This is a genomic window from Planococcus daihaiensis (assembly GCF_049262615.1).
Lineage (GTDB): Bacteria > Bacillota > Bacilli > Bacillales_A > Planococcaceae > Planococcus.
In genome coordinates, this window is record NZ_CP175504.1 from 822,176 (window position 1) to 837,583 (window position 15,408).

The 15,408-nt window shown below is 46.2% G+C and carries 9 protein-coding genes; 4 read left to right on the top strand and 5 right to left on the bottom strand.

Translation table 11 applies throughout. The features are described 5' to 3' along the window. Nucleotides 1-164: 164 nt before the first annotated feature. From DHX103_RS03905 to DHX103_RS03915, 3 genes are all read right to left on the bottom strand, one after another. Nucleotides 165-3,455, bottom strand: coding sequence for a S8 family serine peptidase (locus tag DHX103_RS03905; protein WP_422123961.1), 3,291 nt, complete (start codon nt 3,453-3,455; stop codon nt 165-167). 385 nt (nt 3,456-3,840) lie between these two features. Further along, on the bottom strand, nt 3,841-4,860 hold the full coding sequence (locus DHX103_RS03910) for an acyltransferase (RefSeq protein ID WP_422123962.1): 1,020 nt from the start codon (nt 4,858-4,860) through the stop codon (nt 3,841-3,843). A 118-nt stretch (nt 4,861-4,978) separates the two neighbouring features. After that, the gene (locus DHX103_RS03915) at nt 4,979-6,319 is read right to left on the bottom strand and encodes a S1C family serine protease (protein ID WP_422123963.1); all 1,341 of its coding nucleotides are present in this window, start codon (nt 6,317-6,319) and stop codon (nt 4,979-4,981) included. 244 nt (nt 6,320-6,563) lie between these two features. Between DHX103_RS03915 and murJ the strand changes: the two genes are divergently transcribed. From murJ to DHX103_RS03935, 4 genes are read left to right on the top strand one after another with little or no spacing between them, the layout of a single operon-like run. Then, nucleotides 6,564-8,069, top strand: a complete 1,506-nt coding sequence (gene murJ, locus DHX103_RS03920) for a murein biosynthesis integral membrane protein MurJ (protein WP_422123964.1) — start codon at nt 6,564-6,566, stop codon at nt 8,067-8,069. 16 nt (nt 8,070-8,085) lie between these two features. Continuing rightward, nucleotides 8,086-8,964, top strand: a complete 879-nt coding sequence (locus tag DHX103_RS03925) for a PIG-L deacetylase family protein (RefSeq protein ID WP_422123965.1) — start codon at nt 8,086-8,088, stop codon at nt 8,962-8,964. Nucleotides 8,965-8,988: 24 nt separating this feature from the next. Continuing rightward, nucleotides 8,989-10,455 carry an O-antigen ligase family protein gene (locus DHX103_RS03930; RefSeq protein ID WP_422123966.1) on the top strand — a complete coding sequence of 489 codons (1,467 nt, stop codon included), beginning with the start codon at nt 8,989-8,991 and terminating at the stop codon, nt 10,453-10,455. Beyond that, on the top strand, nt 10,452-11,462 hold the full coding sequence (locus DHX103_RS03935; protein ID WP_422123967.1) for a GNAT family N-acetyltransferase: 1,011 nt from the start codon (nt 10,452-10,454) through the stop codon (nt 11,460-11,462). The genes DHX103_RS03930 and DHX103_RS03935 overlap by 4 nt, the downstream gene beginning before the upstream one ends. Before the next feature lie 44 nt (nt 11,463-11,506). Here the strand turns inward: DHX103_RS03935 and DHX103_RS03940 are convergent, their stop codons facing one another. Continuing rightward, the gene (locus tag DHX103_RS03940; protein WP_422123968.1) at nt 11,507-12,607 is read right to left on the bottom strand and encodes a bifunctional metallophosphatase/5'-nucleotidase; all 1,101 of its coding nucleotides are present in this window, start codon (nt 12,605-12,607) and stop codon (nt 11,507-11,509) included. Between the two features lie 217 nt (nt 12,608-12,824). Then, a complete protein-coding gene (locus DHX103_RS03945; RefSeq protein ID WP_422123969.1) occupies nt 12,825-15,284 on the bottom strand; it encodes a cell wall-binding repeat-containing protein in 2,460 nt (819 codons plus the stop codon). Nucleotides 15,285-15,408 lie beyond the last annotated feature (124 nt).

Here is a 15,408-nt window from a genome sequence, read left to right on the forward strand (position 1 = left end):
GGAAACGCGCAAGCCAGATAGTTTTCCACGCTCCCCCGTTCGGTTTTCTCGCTTTTCGCCCGCGAAAAGCATCCATTTATCTTTATTTATCTTTTGACCTTTGTTTTTCCCCACCAAAAAGGCGTCCAATTTAATGGACGCCTTTTTGTCTAGCGGAATATTTGTTAACGAACCGTTACTTCAACTGTAACTTCGTAGCCTTCATAAGAAATCGTAATGGTTGTTGAACCAGATTCCTTGGCAGTAATTTTTCCGTCTTTAACCGAAACAATCGAGTCGTCAGCTACTGTGTAGACAGCATCTTTTGTGACATTCGATTTTATCGTTTCGCCGTCCGGCAGAAGAGTTTCCTGCCAAACGACCACTTTGCCTTTTTGGCCGGTAATCGTCAATTGCTCAGCGCTGACAGTTAGTTTTGTCGGGAAAAGTAGTGTTTCTCCGACATTTCCTGCTGCGTCTTCAACAACGACCGTTACTGAATCTGTAGCCTCAGTTACAGGGAATGTGAATGAACCATCCTGCGCCAGGTTGAATTGGACCGGTTCGGAAGTTTTACCGTTTTCTGTTGTTACATAAGAAGCATTCAGTTTATCGTTCAAGTCGTAGTCCAGACCATAGCCAGTCAATTCTTCATTATACTCAATGTATTTGTCTTCAACCTGTCCGGTTATCTGGAGATCTTCAAAAGTTCCTGCAATTTCAGGAGCAGTTGTTTTAACGACAACCGGTCCGACGTAATCGCTTACGACACCCGAAGGAGCCACACCTGTAAAGTCAATCGTGTAGAGGCCATCAGGAATTGTCGCTGCACCGCTGCCGTCCCATGGCTGATACTGGCCTGCAACACCCAGCGTATAAGAGCCCGCCGGCAGTGCATCGCCGTAATGCAGATAACCGATATAGCCATCACCATATGTTCCGCCTGAAGGATTCATGATATCCCACAATTCGATATAGTTTGTGCCTACATCACCCGTCAAGGTAAATGACAGCAGCGCAGAATCTTGAACGCCGTCCCCATTGAATGACAGGTCTGTTTCGGTGATGCTGTAGTTTTCAATTGTTGCAGCTTCCATTCCACCAAAATCAGCGGCGAATGGCAGGGAGATTTCATAGTCCCCGTTTGTGATATGGATATAGCCGAGGATTTCATCTCCCGGTTTAACAGCCGCATTTTGAGCAGCCGTCAAGTTAACATTCAAAAGCTGTTCGCCGTTCAAATCAAATGACTCCTGATCGACCGTTACATTCGCACCGGCAAATCCTTTTGTCACTTCAACAGCTACGTCATAGTTGCCGCCATTGCCGGCAACGTCTTTGACCAGAACTTCTTTATTGACTGAAACAGCGTTTTCTGAAATATCCTGCGGACCGAAAGTGACAGTCCCTTTGATGTTTTCAACGATTGCGCCCGTTTCGTCTGCAATTGCTTCGTCTTTCGCATATGCCAGCGCTTCTGGATGAACTGCCGCATAAGCGTTGACGCGTCCTGCACCTTGTGCAAAGACGTCATATTTATCCGTGTCCAAAATTTCTGCTGTGTTGGACAGCGCGACTTTTACGTCAAACGCATCCCACTCCGGATTGGCCTGTAGGATCAATGCTGCGATTCCGGCAATATGCGGAGTCGCCATGGATGTTCCGGTTTTCCGCGTATAAGCCTCATCGTAAGTGGCATCCGGGAAATCCGTTTTGTACATCGGGATTGTCGACATGATATTCGTGCCCGGCGCACTTACATCCGGTTTGATATCAAAGTTCGGTGTTGACGGCCCACGTGAACTGGAAGAGTTCACTTCATCGCCGCTTGTTAAAACGCTCGAGAACCCGTCAAAAGAAATCGTCCCAGTGGTATCAGCCAATGCCGCACGAAGTGCATCACCGTCTGTCTGTGACATATCAAATGTCGGAAGGAATTCAAAAGCATCGCCGAGGAATGTTCCGGAAGCTTCCGGCGCATTCGATCCTCCAGCAAAGTTGTGGATGATTGTTGCCACCGCTCCAGCTTCTTTCGCTGCAGCAATCTTATCGACAAACGCGATTTCGCCGCGCGAGATTAGCGCTACTTTGCCTGCAACATCCACTCCTTCAAAATCAGCCGGTTTCCCGACTCCCGGTACTGCAACCACTTCATATTCACCTGAAAGCTGCTGGGCCAGATCCTGCCCGAACGTTGTTGCCATCAGATTGACTGTTTTCGCTAATTGATAATCGCCTGCAGTAATATTGACTGCTCCATCATAAATCGATTCCGGATTAGTCGTGTTGCCGACTGCGATTCCCAGGCGTGCCGTTGCCGGTGTGCCCATTGTTCCGCGGTTCGGGCCCGAGTTTCCTGTTGCCACGACACCGATTGTGCCTGACAGCATTGCGTTGTTAATGGCAAATGAACCGGCATCCGTCTCTGTATTGGCTCCTCCGCCAAGTGATAGATTGATGATGTCCATTTCCTGAATGACCGATTCTTCAATTGCCGCGACAATTCCCGATGTCGCGCCGCTGCCATAAGCGCCGAGTACGCGGTATGCGTAAAGGTCAACTTTTGGTGCGATTCCTTTGATGCCGAATTCATTGGCGCCGATCGCAGCAATCGTACCTGCTACGTGCGTGCCGTGTGAAGTATAGAAAGAACTGCCGTTTGCATTGAATTCCGGCGTTCCTGCAGGACGTTCAGATGGCAACGTTTCCGATGCATCATCCAGCGCACGTTCTTTTGCATATAATGACGAATGTTGAATAAAGTTTTTACCGCCTTTGTAGATCCCTTCAAATTCCGGGTGGTCAGCGTCGATTCCTGTATCCAGCACAGCAACTTTTACGCCCTGCCCTTCAAATCCTTCCTGCCATAGAGGTTCTATGCCAAGGAATGAAATGCTGTTATCCATCGCTGCTTCCACGTTTCCTTCATCTGAGTTAGTGGCAGCTTCCATTGCATGGACTTCCACATCTGGCTCAACCAAAGTTACACCTTTTATCTTCAAAAGCTTTTCCAGATCTTTCGCTTTGACTGTCGCTGCAAAACCGTTCAGCACCGTGTCATACGAATATCCTTCTTTAACTAATAGCTTTAATGCTCGCATTTCTTTTTTAGCAGTTGCCTGCTGAGCTTTGACATTCTTTTTCACCTTCGTTGCTTTGGCGTTCGAGAATGCTTTGCCTTTCGATTTTTCCATTGCCCGCTCAAGTCCCACCGGCTTTTCGGATAAATGGATAATGACATCCACTTCTTCCTCGCCTGACTGGTTTTGAAGCGTTTCGTGCAGACGCGGCTTGCCGTCGATGACGCGCAGCTGGTCCGCAATTGCTGCTTTGGTTTCCATTTCACTTTGCGTCTGCTGGCTGTCTTTAAAGACAAGGTTCTGCTCAGCTGATGCCGAAAACGGCGACAACAGAGAGAAGGCCAGGACTAAAGCTAACATGGCGCTAAAGAATTTTGTAAAATTGGTTTTTGACAATTCCCATTTCCCCTTTGCGATTGTTTTGTTCATACAAATCAGAATTGCATGACATTTTAATGATATCACTAAAAGGAATTTAATGTATAAAAATTTTATATTTTACAGATTTACATGCTGGAATTCGCGCGCCTTTCGCACCTCTGTGTCAGAAACGATTCCGTTTATTCACGACAATTGAATGCAAAAAATAGCGTATCCAGCAACCCCAGGGATTATCGGATACTTTTTTTGAATTTTTATCCATAAAGGTAAATAGTCATAATTTTATCCTACACAGGGAACATATGGGAACTGCTGGAAATCAAAAAGGCAATCCATTCCACCAAAAAAAGCCCTGCACAAGTGTGCGGGCTTTTCGCTGGATTCTCTTCTCGATGATGCACTACGGTAAAATGTGTTTCGCTCCGGGAACCTTTTTCAATAGCCAGATGATGAAAAATGAAATGGTGAAGATCAGGATCCACACGAGGGGTACCCCGACGAGCGCATTGACCGTCGTTTCATTGATATTGAAGAATTTATTCAGATAAAATTGCACCAGCGGATGGATCACGTAGATGCCGAGCGTCGCCAGGCTGAGCTGCGTGATGATGGGGTTCGGTTTGATGCGCGGCCCAAGCTGCTGGAATAAGGTAAAGATGAACACGCTGATGGCTATATGCGTCGGACGGTAATGTTCGTAATAGAATTCATCGAGCTCGCCGCTCCGCTGGGTCAGGAAATGCGTGCCGTAGACGGTTGCCAGATAGGAGACAATCGATAACCCGAACAGCGGCCATAACACCTTTTTCGGCAATGGATAGATGACCAGGTATGCACCGAGCAGGAAATAGCCGATATAGGGCTGGAACAATCCGGGGTCAATCGCCGGTTCAAAGCCGAACAGCTTTTGAGTGAATGGCAGGAGTCCGGCGAAAACGAACCAGATGGCCAGAAAGAACAGAAAGGTTTTCTGGTCCATATTTTTGACGAGAATTTTCAGGAACGGTGCCATTATGTACAAGCCGATGATGACATACAGGAACCACAGATGGTAGTAGACGTCATCGGTGAAGAACAGCACGAGCATTTCGCCGAAAGTATAGGATTCGCCTTGTTCGAAGATTTTATACGCAATGTAAACGCCGCTCCAAAAAATGAGCGGAATGATGACTTTTGTCAGCCGCTTTTTGAGGAAACTGCCGACGGGTTCTTCTCTTTTCGTGTTCAGCAGCAAAGCGCCGCTCAGCATGAAGAACACCGGCACACACCAGCGGATGGCGGAATCGATGGCGTTGGCGAATTGCCATTCCCATTGGTCTGTGTGGCCGGTATTGATAATTTTGGAAACGGTATGGACGCCGACTACGACGAAAATTGAAATTACTCTGAGCCAGTCCATATAATCGTGTCGTTTTGCCATGAGGGGCTCCTTTTTTGGAGATTGAATTTTAAGCTTTGATTTCACATATTCCCTGCGTTCGCAGCCGTGAAACTAGGCAAAGAAATGGCGCCGGCGGCTGGGTGCCCCGGCGCTCGTGTTATTGGTCCTGATTGTGAATGGCGGAAATCTGGTAATCGCCGAAACGGTCGATGACGATTGTGTAGACGACCGCGTGTCGGATGGAGACAAGTCTATCGTCTTCCTGATCGTGGAATTTGAAAGTCGAGTTAGCGGTGACATAGGCTTCGTTGTCATCAATTTCGATACCCGTAATTGAATGCTCCGCTGCCTGGAAGGCACGTTGCTCGCCTTTCAATCCTTGAATCATTTCGTTGCCGAACATTTCGCCCTGGCTGCCGGACAGCAGGAAGAATTTATAGTATTCCACTTCATCGTCGTTGAGTGAGTATGGTACCAACTCGTAAAAATCTGAGATGAAACCGCGGAGCAATTCCTCTTCAAAGAAAGCGGCTGAAACATCCGGGTGCACGATTTCACTGTCTGCTGCGAGCGGATTTTCTGCCCATTCCTGCAGTTGATCGATGACAGAGTAAATCGGAATTGTGTAACCGATGTCCGGATTATCTGTCAGGACGATCGAATTGATGCCGAGAATTTTGCCGGACTGCGCCGAAATCAGCGGTCCACCACTCGACCCTTGCTTGATTTTCGCGGTCATTTCGTAAAGATCGTCGTATTCATAGCCATCGACAAAGCTTTTGTCCGTTGCGGTGATGACGCCTTCTGTCGATGTGTTATTGATGTTTTCCGGGCTGCCCAGCGCAAATACTTTGGTATCCACCGGCACTTGCTGCATTTCCATCTCCATCGGCGCTTTTCCGGCAATTTCAGTGATGCGGATGAGGGCGATGTCGGTCGTTTCAGAAATGCCGATCACCCGGCCATTAAACTCCTGGCCGTTGCTGTTTTTGACGGTGACGTATTGTGAGTCTTTGACGACATGCGCATTTGTCAGGATGTCGCCTTTATTGTTAAACAAAAAACCGGAGCCTTGGTCAAGGTCGGTGTAGATTGTGTAGACAAACGTTTTGGCATTGGCAATCATGGACGAGAGGTCTGGTTCCGGCACAGCTATGCTGTCGGTCGCTTCGGAATCAGCTGCTGCCTCTTCAATCTCTTCCTGTGGCGGTTCGGTGTCTTCTGTATCTTTCGGTTCATCTTTCGTTGTATCAGTGACTGTTCCTGGGGGATTGCTTGGTGCTTCCTTAAAATCGACTTCGGTAGCCAGATTTTCGAAGGTCCGTTGTGTAAAGGAAGTTTGGTTCATAGTATCTATCGAAGGCGATGTTTCAGCGGTTTGAGTCAGAAAATATATTCCAGCGGCGGCAGCGAAGACAAACACTGCGGCGATTAGAATTCGAATCAAGCGATTATCAGCAAGTGTTTTCCTGCTTCGCTCGGTGTTTCGTCTAGTCATTTGATCAACTCTCTCTTTTGAAATTCACTGCTTATTATATAGACGGTTGAGGGGAATGTATAGTTTCAATACGATTTCAAATGTAACAGTGTTTGTATTATATAGGAACCATAGAGTTGGAAAGGCGTAATTGTAACATAATTGTATTAGTGTTGCGCTTCTTTTCATGTCTGTTCATGTTAAGATAGAGGACAGAAACTGCATTAGTTTTTTTGTTTATTTAAATAGGAAAGTAGGATTTGTTTTGGGCAGAAAACTTGCACTTACGGGCGTTCTCTTCGTGATTGCGTCGTTATTTTTAAAAATTTCCGGCTTGCTGCGGGATATGATCATCGCCTTCTATTTCGGTAATTCCTACCAGGCGATGGCATATTTTGCAGCTTTCACTTTGCCGAATATGTTCATCCTGTTTTTTGCGACGGGTATGAAGAATGCTTTTGTGCCAAGCTTTATCCATGCTTCCGAAGATGGCAAGGGCTATCACCATTTTTCACAAGTAACCCGTGCAACGTTCTTTTTGGGGCTTGCAGTTTCCGCGACGGGCATTGCACTGAGTCCTCTTCTTTTGCCAATCATGTTCTCGGAACTTTCAGCGGAAGCGGTGAGTCTAAGTACCAATCTGTCGATGATCTTCTTCGGCGCCGTATTTCTGGTTTCCCTGAATTCGGTGTACGAAGCGTATTTGGATGCGGAAAATAAGTTTTCCCTGTCCGTCATCTCACAGATCATTGTCATCGGCAGCACAATTCTGAGTGCGGTGCTGTTTTCTGAACAGATCGGTGCGTATGCACTGGCTTTCGGTTATTTAACAGGTGCTTTTCTTTCGTATCTTGTAAAGCGCATCTGGTTTATTCCGAAGGATAGCCATAAAATTATCGGCAAACTTGACTGGAATGAAATCAAGCCATTTTCCATCATATTTGTTCCCGTTGCGCTCACCGTTATGGTGGGCCAGGTCAATTTGACGATCGATAATATTTTCGCCGGCCGTTTCAGTGAGCAAGCCATCAGCTATATTAACTATGCTAAGAACATTGTCCATTTCCCCCAAGCCATTATTGGAGTGACAATCGGTACGATCATTTTCCCCTTGCTGGCGAAAGCTGTGGCCAATAACAACCACAGCGGCTTCAAACGGAGCATCGAACACGGGCTGATGCTGACTTTGCTGGTGCTTCTCCCTGCCGTTTCCGGGATGATGTGGCTGATGCAGGATTTGATCACCATCGTTTACGAACGCGGGGCTTTTACCAGTGAAGCGACTGACGCAACAGTGCTGGTCGGACATTTATATCTTGGCTCTGTGTTGTTTTTCAGTTTGCAGAACATCTTGAACAAAGCTTTCTACTCAAGAAAGAAAGGCCATGTCATCCTGAAAATCAGTTTGTTCTCGGTATTGCTGAATATCGCCTTGAACTTCCTCTTTATCGAATTGTTCAATTCTTACAACGGGATCCCATTGGCTTCTTCTGTCATGGCCCTCGTTTACTTCATGTTGAACGTCTGGGTTTTCAATAAAACCGAAGGAAAGATGAACTTCTCCTACCTGTTCCGCGACTCGCTGAAGATTGTTGCTGCTACAGGAATAATGCTGTTAGTATTGTGGTTTAGCAGCTCATTTACAGCTGAGTTGAATCTTTACATCCGTTTTGGTTTAACTGCCCTGATTGGGGCAATTATATACACAGCAAGTGTATTGCTGCTGAAAACGGCAATAGCCGGCTTTTTAATGTCCAAATTGAAGAAGTAAGGAGTTCTGGATAAATATGAAACAGACGATTATGAAAGCGGCATCGCCCCTATTGGCGCAGCCGATCGTTTCTTCGCTGAAACGGTTTTATCGCAGCAATAGAGAAATCACTCCTCTTGGTGACGCGCGGCGGGTGCTGGTGTTTGCTCCGCATATCGACGACGAAACCATCGGCGTTGGCGGCACCATCAGAAAGCATGTCTCAAATGGCGCCGAAGTACATATTGCGGTCATCACCGATGGCAAAAACAGCAATTCCTCATCTTCTCAGCAGCAGAATCTGGCGAATATCCGCAAAGATGAGCTATACGCCATCCAGGATTCACTCGGCTTCAGTTCGATCACTTATTTGGAGTTGCCGGACGGCGAGGTTAAAAACGCCGATTCTTCCGCCCCTCTTCAACAGGTGATCGAACAGCTGAAACCGGATATGATCTATACACCAAGCCTGATTGATGCCCATCCGGATCATGTCTATTCTGCCCATCTGCTGGCAGATGCATTAGAAGAAAGCGCAGCATCCGGCGTGACTGTCCGTGAATATGAAATCAATTGCCCGGTTCCGCCGGAAGAAATCAATTGCGTCATTGACATCACTGCTGAATTTCCTGTTAAAAAACGGGCAACAGAAGCTTTCAAATCACAGGTTATCGCGTTTGACGGGTTTTTGGCACTGTCTTCCATCAAAGCCTCCCTCATTAAAGATCCTTCTATTAAATATGTTGAAACCTTTATCGAAAGCAAATCGTCAGAGTTTATTAGAGCTGCAAAGAATTTACGTATGCAGGACCGGAATTATCAGCTCCACTTCAAACAGGCAAACCGGACGGTTACTCTCCGGTGGGCGATTTTCAAAAACATCAAAATGAAAAGGGCTTTTTACCAGAGCCGTTAATTATTCGAGCATGCGGAGGATATTATGAATTACTTAAAAGACAACTATGAAAAATGGTTTTGGCTGGTAGCTTTGGCAGCATTCATGCTGATCGCCTATTCCGGACTAACTATAATTGGATACGCCCTGACCCTCGCCTTATTGGCATTCGCCTTTTTCAATCCGAAACAAGGTATTTTAATGCTGTTTATCTATATCCCGATCCGGGTCTTCATCATCGAATACAACCCCGGACTGCGTTTTATCGCAGACGCACTGATTTTCGGCGCATTAGCAAAAATCATCTGGATGCACCGTTCTTCTTTGAAATCGCTGTTTCACTTCAAGATTTTTGAGTACGCGTTTTTCGTATTTTTAGCGATCGGTGCAGTTTCTGCAATGATCATGGGCGTTGAACCGGTCAATATCATTCAGCAGATCCGCTCGTTCTTCTTATTCTACCTGGTCTATTACATTGTCTACCGCTTGGACGTGGACCGCAAAGACTTGGTGAATCTGGTTTGGATCTTCATCTGGACATCCATCCTGATCATTATTCAGGCTCTTGTGGAAAAACTGTCGATACGAACTGCGTTTATGCCCCTCAGCTGGCAGGAAATGCCGTTGTCCGCGAAAAACCGCGTCCGCATTTACGGCATGCTTGGCAACCCGAATGTTCTGGGGATTTACGTGTCATTTGCTTTTATCCTGTTCTATTTCGCGAAGAAAAAGCTCACGGAATTTAACTGGAAATATTTGGACTTACTGAATTTATTCCTTATTGCCCTGTTGATTTTGACTTATTCACGAGGCACTTGGGGAGGTTTCCTGATTGCCGCTGCTGCATTCATCCTGTTGACCAGGAAATGGGTAATCCTACTCGATTTCACCAAATATCTGGCTTTGGCCTTGCTGCTGGTTGTGTTGCCGGTGAATCTGCTCAGCACTTATTTCGAAAGTACTGATGCCGGTTCAGAGAAAATCTATAATATCCAGCAGTTTGATGTCGGCGGGCAATCCGGATTCGGTGACCGCATCGGCAGCACATTCAGTGAAGATACCGTAACCGGCAGCCAAAGCTCGGGCCGGCTGTATATTGTGAAAAAAGGATTCGAGATCTTTCAGGACCATCCGGTGATGGGCACAGGTTTTGCCACATTCGGAGACTCCACTACTTTGTCAAAATCATCACCGATTTATAATGACTATGACATCGGCAATAATTTCTATTCGGACAATCAATACATCCAGATCATCGTGCAAACCGGAATATTGGGCGTCATCGCTTTTGCAGTCTTCCTGCTGTCGATTGTCTGGAAATATTTCAGCAAAAGACCCACAAGTTATATTTTCCCACTGACAGTCAGTGTCCTGCTTGGCGGCTATTTCATGGGACTCGTGTACAATTTATGGGAGTCGGATATTTTTACATTATCGTTCTTTGCATTGCTCGCCGTCACTTCACGGTGGGAGGAAATCTCTGAGAAAATGTTCGGAGGTAATCCATTATGATCCGAAACTATCAGCCGGGTGACGAGGAAGGCATCAACGCGCTTTATCAAACTGTCTTCGGAAAATCCCGTTCACTGGCAGAATGGCAATGGAAGTTTGTCGAGTTCACCGAGGCAGCTCCCATCATTATCGTAGCTGAACAGGATGGCCAAATTGTCGGCCATGCTGCAGTTTTGAAAATCCCCGGCGTCTCCAACGGCCGCCGTGTTCAATTGGGCGAACGGGTCGATATCATGGTTCACCCTTCCCACCAGGGACAGGGCATCTATAAAGAGATTGTCCAAGCGATGATTGAGGCTTGCACGGCTGCTGGGATTGACGTCTTATACGGCTTTCCAGCTGAAAAAGCAAAAGATGTTTTTCTGAAAACCGCCGGCGGTGAAGACCTGGGCAACGTTCCCCGTTTTCTTGCCGTGCAGCGCCCGGGTGCATTGATTGGCACAAAACTCCCTGCTTTTGCAAAGCTTGCTAAAATCGCGGATAAGCCATACGGTTTGCTGACAAAGCGCAAGAGTCCATATCAATTAAGGGATTACGCTGCGAACGATTCGGCTCTGATTGACGAGTTGTATCATCGTTTTGCCGCCGCCTATCCCCTGCACGCTGTCCGGGACAGCGCTTATATACAAAGGCGTTACTTAGCCCATCCGACACGGGATTATATGGTGCAGATGATTTTAAAAGAAGATGCCGCTGTGGGCTACGCAGTTTGCCGAACAGAGAAAATGGAAAACGGCACCACAACGGCTACGATTGTTGACTTGTGGGCTCAACCTGATGCTGCCGTTTTGACAGGGATATTGCGCACAATACGCAATACGGCTGATGCGGACGCCATCAATTGCTGGGCAGTTGGTGGCAGCGCAAGGTACTCTGCTTTGAAGAGTGCCGGCTTCCGACACATCAACAGCCCCATGCCATTTGTGATCCGCACATTCAATACCGAGCTGAAAGTATCACAACTAGCCGATTGGCATCTGTCACAATCGGATGTTGACTCATATTAATAGAAAAGGTGCAGCGGATGGAATTCCGCTGCACCTTTTTCATTTCACTCCGCCAGTTCAAAATCTGTGGCTTCAATTCCGAATTCCTCTGCATATTGCATCAGATCCGCATACGTATTGATTTTCAACTGGATTGCCTGATTGTAAATTGACAATAATTCCGTTGTCATCGGGTGATGCTCTGCTTCTGCCACTTTATGGAGTTTGCCCTGATGATCACTGATTTTCCCCTTCTCATCAAAAGCGAGCTTCAACTCTCCCAGATAGGTGTTGTATTCTCCAGTCTGGAGCACGAGTGTGTCGCCAATTTTGTTGGGGGGAGAGGTGGTGACATGGGAGTGGCCCCCGATGATCACATCAATTTCAGGGACAGCTTCTGCCAGCCTCCGGTCATTGCCAATTCCAATATGGGTCAAGGCAATAATTTTGTTTATCCCCTGCGACTCAAAATGAGCCACTGCTTCTTTGGCCGTTTCCGTATAATCGGCGAAACTGACATCTCCCGGCACGGTTACTACGTCTTTGTAATGTGTAATTCCGAAAATGCCGATTTGCTCCTCGCCCACTGTAATCGTGTACCCTTTATTGATCCGGCCCTCCACTGGTTCGTCGGAATAGCTATAATCGGCAAGTGGTTCTAAAAATTCATCTCGGGAAAAGTCGACATTTCCAGCCAGTACGGGATATGCAGAATCTTTAATATAATTTCCTAGGGCTTCATGATTCACGATTCCTTCCCCAAGATCGAATTCATGATTACCCAGCACCATGCCGTCATAGCCAAAGTGATTCATAAAAAATGCATTTGCAATTGCATCTTCCCTTTTTGCCCCGATATTCCAAGAGGTTACGTCTCCTGCCGACAATAGCAAGGTATTATCGTTCGCTTTGCGGATTTCTTCAACTAGCGTAGCAGTTCTAGCAATATTGTCGTGAACCGAATGACTGTCGTTGTTATGGATTAAAGTTATTTCGAATGGTTTTTTCCAATGGGCTTTAATAGATTTTGAAGTTACAATATATTTTTTCTTTTCCATATCCGGTACCTTGGCATCGGGGGTTTCTCCATGTTCACGAATAGGCAGAATTATGAATGCAGCCAGCAAAATTAAAAATCCAATGAGTAATACTAGTAAATTCCGCATGCATTCCACTTCCTTTTAGTAAAAATTTATCTATATACAGTTTAAATGAAAGAGGATGGGATTTATAGGATTTCATGGAATTCTAATGAAATTCCAAGGAGTTTCTCATACTGGCTGTTCGCTACAGTTTAAGGGGATCGCCTTTTGGAGTATCACGGTTTTTTTATTGGACAAAAAAAAAAGAGAACCGGAAATTCCGGTTCTCTTTTTCGATCTATTACTGGTGCAATGCTTTTGCAACTTCCGGTGAAACTGCGAGAGTTCCGCCGGCAATGTAAACTGTCCAGTATTGAGTTGCCAATTGATCAACGCTTGCTGGTACAGCATTCGGTTTAACCAATAGCATAGGTGCCTGGTAGTTTGCTGCCAGGTTGCTGCCAGTCAATGCATCCGCAAAGCCGCGTCCGCTTGCAACAAATGCTAAACCAGTTTCTAAGAAGAACTCATTCGCGATCTCAGCTGATGTTTCGTAACGGTCTGCTCCGCTGATGCGTGCTGCATTCGGAAGCTTGCGTTCAACATCTTCAGAAACTGCGACTGTTCCGCCGACAACCAATGTCGAAGCGATGTTTTTCAGCGCTTCTTGTGTGTAAGCAGGAATTCTGTCAGGACGAGTTAATAGAATCGGCATTTCTTCAACAGCCGCAAACGAGCTGGCTGATAGTGCATCCGGGTAGTTCAAGCCGCTGACAACTACTGCAGCGTCAGAATTTCCGCCCAGACGTGAAGCGATTTTCTTCGACGTTTCATAACGATCTTTACCGCCGATTCTTTCTGTTGCTTGTAAACCGGCCAAGTTGCCTTTGATCTCGTTTAGAACCGTGTTTGAAATCGCTGATGTTCCGCCAAGGATAATTGCTTTTTCAGCGCCAAGACGCTGAATTTCAGCTTTTACATTTGCATCCAGACGGTTAGAGCGCGTCAATAGAATTGGCGCATCCTGCTGGTAAGCTAATGGCGTTGCAGTCAATGCATCCGCAAAGTCATCTCCGCGTGCAATTACTACAACTTTTGAGGATTCCCAGCCTTCTTTCGAAATTGCTACCGATGTTGCGTAACGGTCAGCACCTGAAAGACGTACTTGTTTGATGCGTCCTTCTTCAGTCGGTTCAATAACTGTACCGAATGATTGCGCATGGTTCACAAACATTTCAAAGTCGATGTTGCCCGGCTCTGTTACGCGTCCGTCTTCATACGCTGCACCGAACATATCAAATCCGTCGCCGCCTTTGGCAGTGAACGTATTCGTTGCAACTGTGTAAGTTTCTGAATCCACTAATTCTTCTACGCCTTCTTCAGTTTGCACGTATACACTCAATACGCGCTCTCCTGCAGTTGCTGATCCATCATAATTAAAGATCAAGCCGGATGCATGAAGGAATCCGCCATTTTCGGCAGGGAATAAACGTACACTGTGTTCAAGTGCATCACGTATTTCCGCACCAGTTACTTTCATGATTGCTAAAGCGTTGCCGAACGGCAATACTGTCAATACTTCACCGTAAGTGATCGGTCCTTCTTCGATGGAAGCACGAATGCCGCCGCCGTTTTGAAGCGCGATTGTGGTATCTGCATCGATTTCCTTAGCAGCTGCCAACATTCCGTCAGTGATGAAGTTACCGAGGTTCGTTTCACTGGCACGGATACCGTTTTCACCGCGTGTACCGTTTAGGAATACGCCAGCGTCAACGCCGATTTCTGTTGCTTCCAATTCTTTAACTTCTGCTGTAAATGGTTCAAGGATATCTGCAGCTCCTTGGTCAACAGCTGCCTCTGCAACGTTATGGTGTTCGCCTGCAAATGCAGTGATCACACCTGCGTCGTTAAATGTTACATCCAACTGGCCCAAGACTTTATTGTATTCGTGTGCTTGAACAAGAACTGTCGTACCGATTTGTGTAGGCGGCAACAGTTCTGTGTGCGTGTGGCCACCAACGATAATGTCGATTTCCGGCACAGCTTTCGCCAATTCCTGATCGTTATCAACTGTTGCATTATCGTTATAGCCGATATGCGTCAATGCTACGATTTTGTTTACGTCATTTGCTTCAAACCAGTCAACAGCTTCTTGAGCTGCTTCAATATAATCAGTGAATACTACATCACCAGGGCTAGAGATGTCTGCAGTTTCAGCAGTAGTCAAACCAAAGATTCCGACATTTTCGCCGCCCACTTCTTTAACAAAGCCGCTGTAAATTTCTCCGTTGGCAGCTGTGAATGTATAAGCATCCGCATTTACCAGTCCAGACATATTCGCATCAGCTGAAAAATCTACGTTAGCGCCAACCATCGGGAAGTCTGCATTTCCAACAAATTCAGCTAGAGCTGCATGACCTTCTGCTGAAGAACCAAGATCAAATTCGTGGTTACCGAAAGTCATAGCGTCATATTGCATGTAATTCATCAATGCCAGATCTGCTTCTCCTTCGAATTGGTTGAAATAAAGAGTTCCAGAGAATACATCACCAGCATCCAACAATAAGTTGTTTGCTTTTTCAGCGCGAATGTTGTTGATCAACGTGGCACGTTTTGGTGCATTTTCAAGATTTGCGTGCGTGTCGTTCGTATGCATGATTGTCAGATCAAAACCGTGTTCATCTGCTGACACAGTTTGAACGCCAAACGCAGAAATAGCTAAAGCTGCTGCTGTAACCGTTGAAAAAATCTTTTTCGACATTTTTCCACCATCCTAGTTATATTTTTAATAAACGCCCTGGGTTTATCCTCCTCTCTATCTGTTTGAAGCAAGGCGTATATCCCTATATTCATAATACTACAACTTTAATGATATTAACGTAATT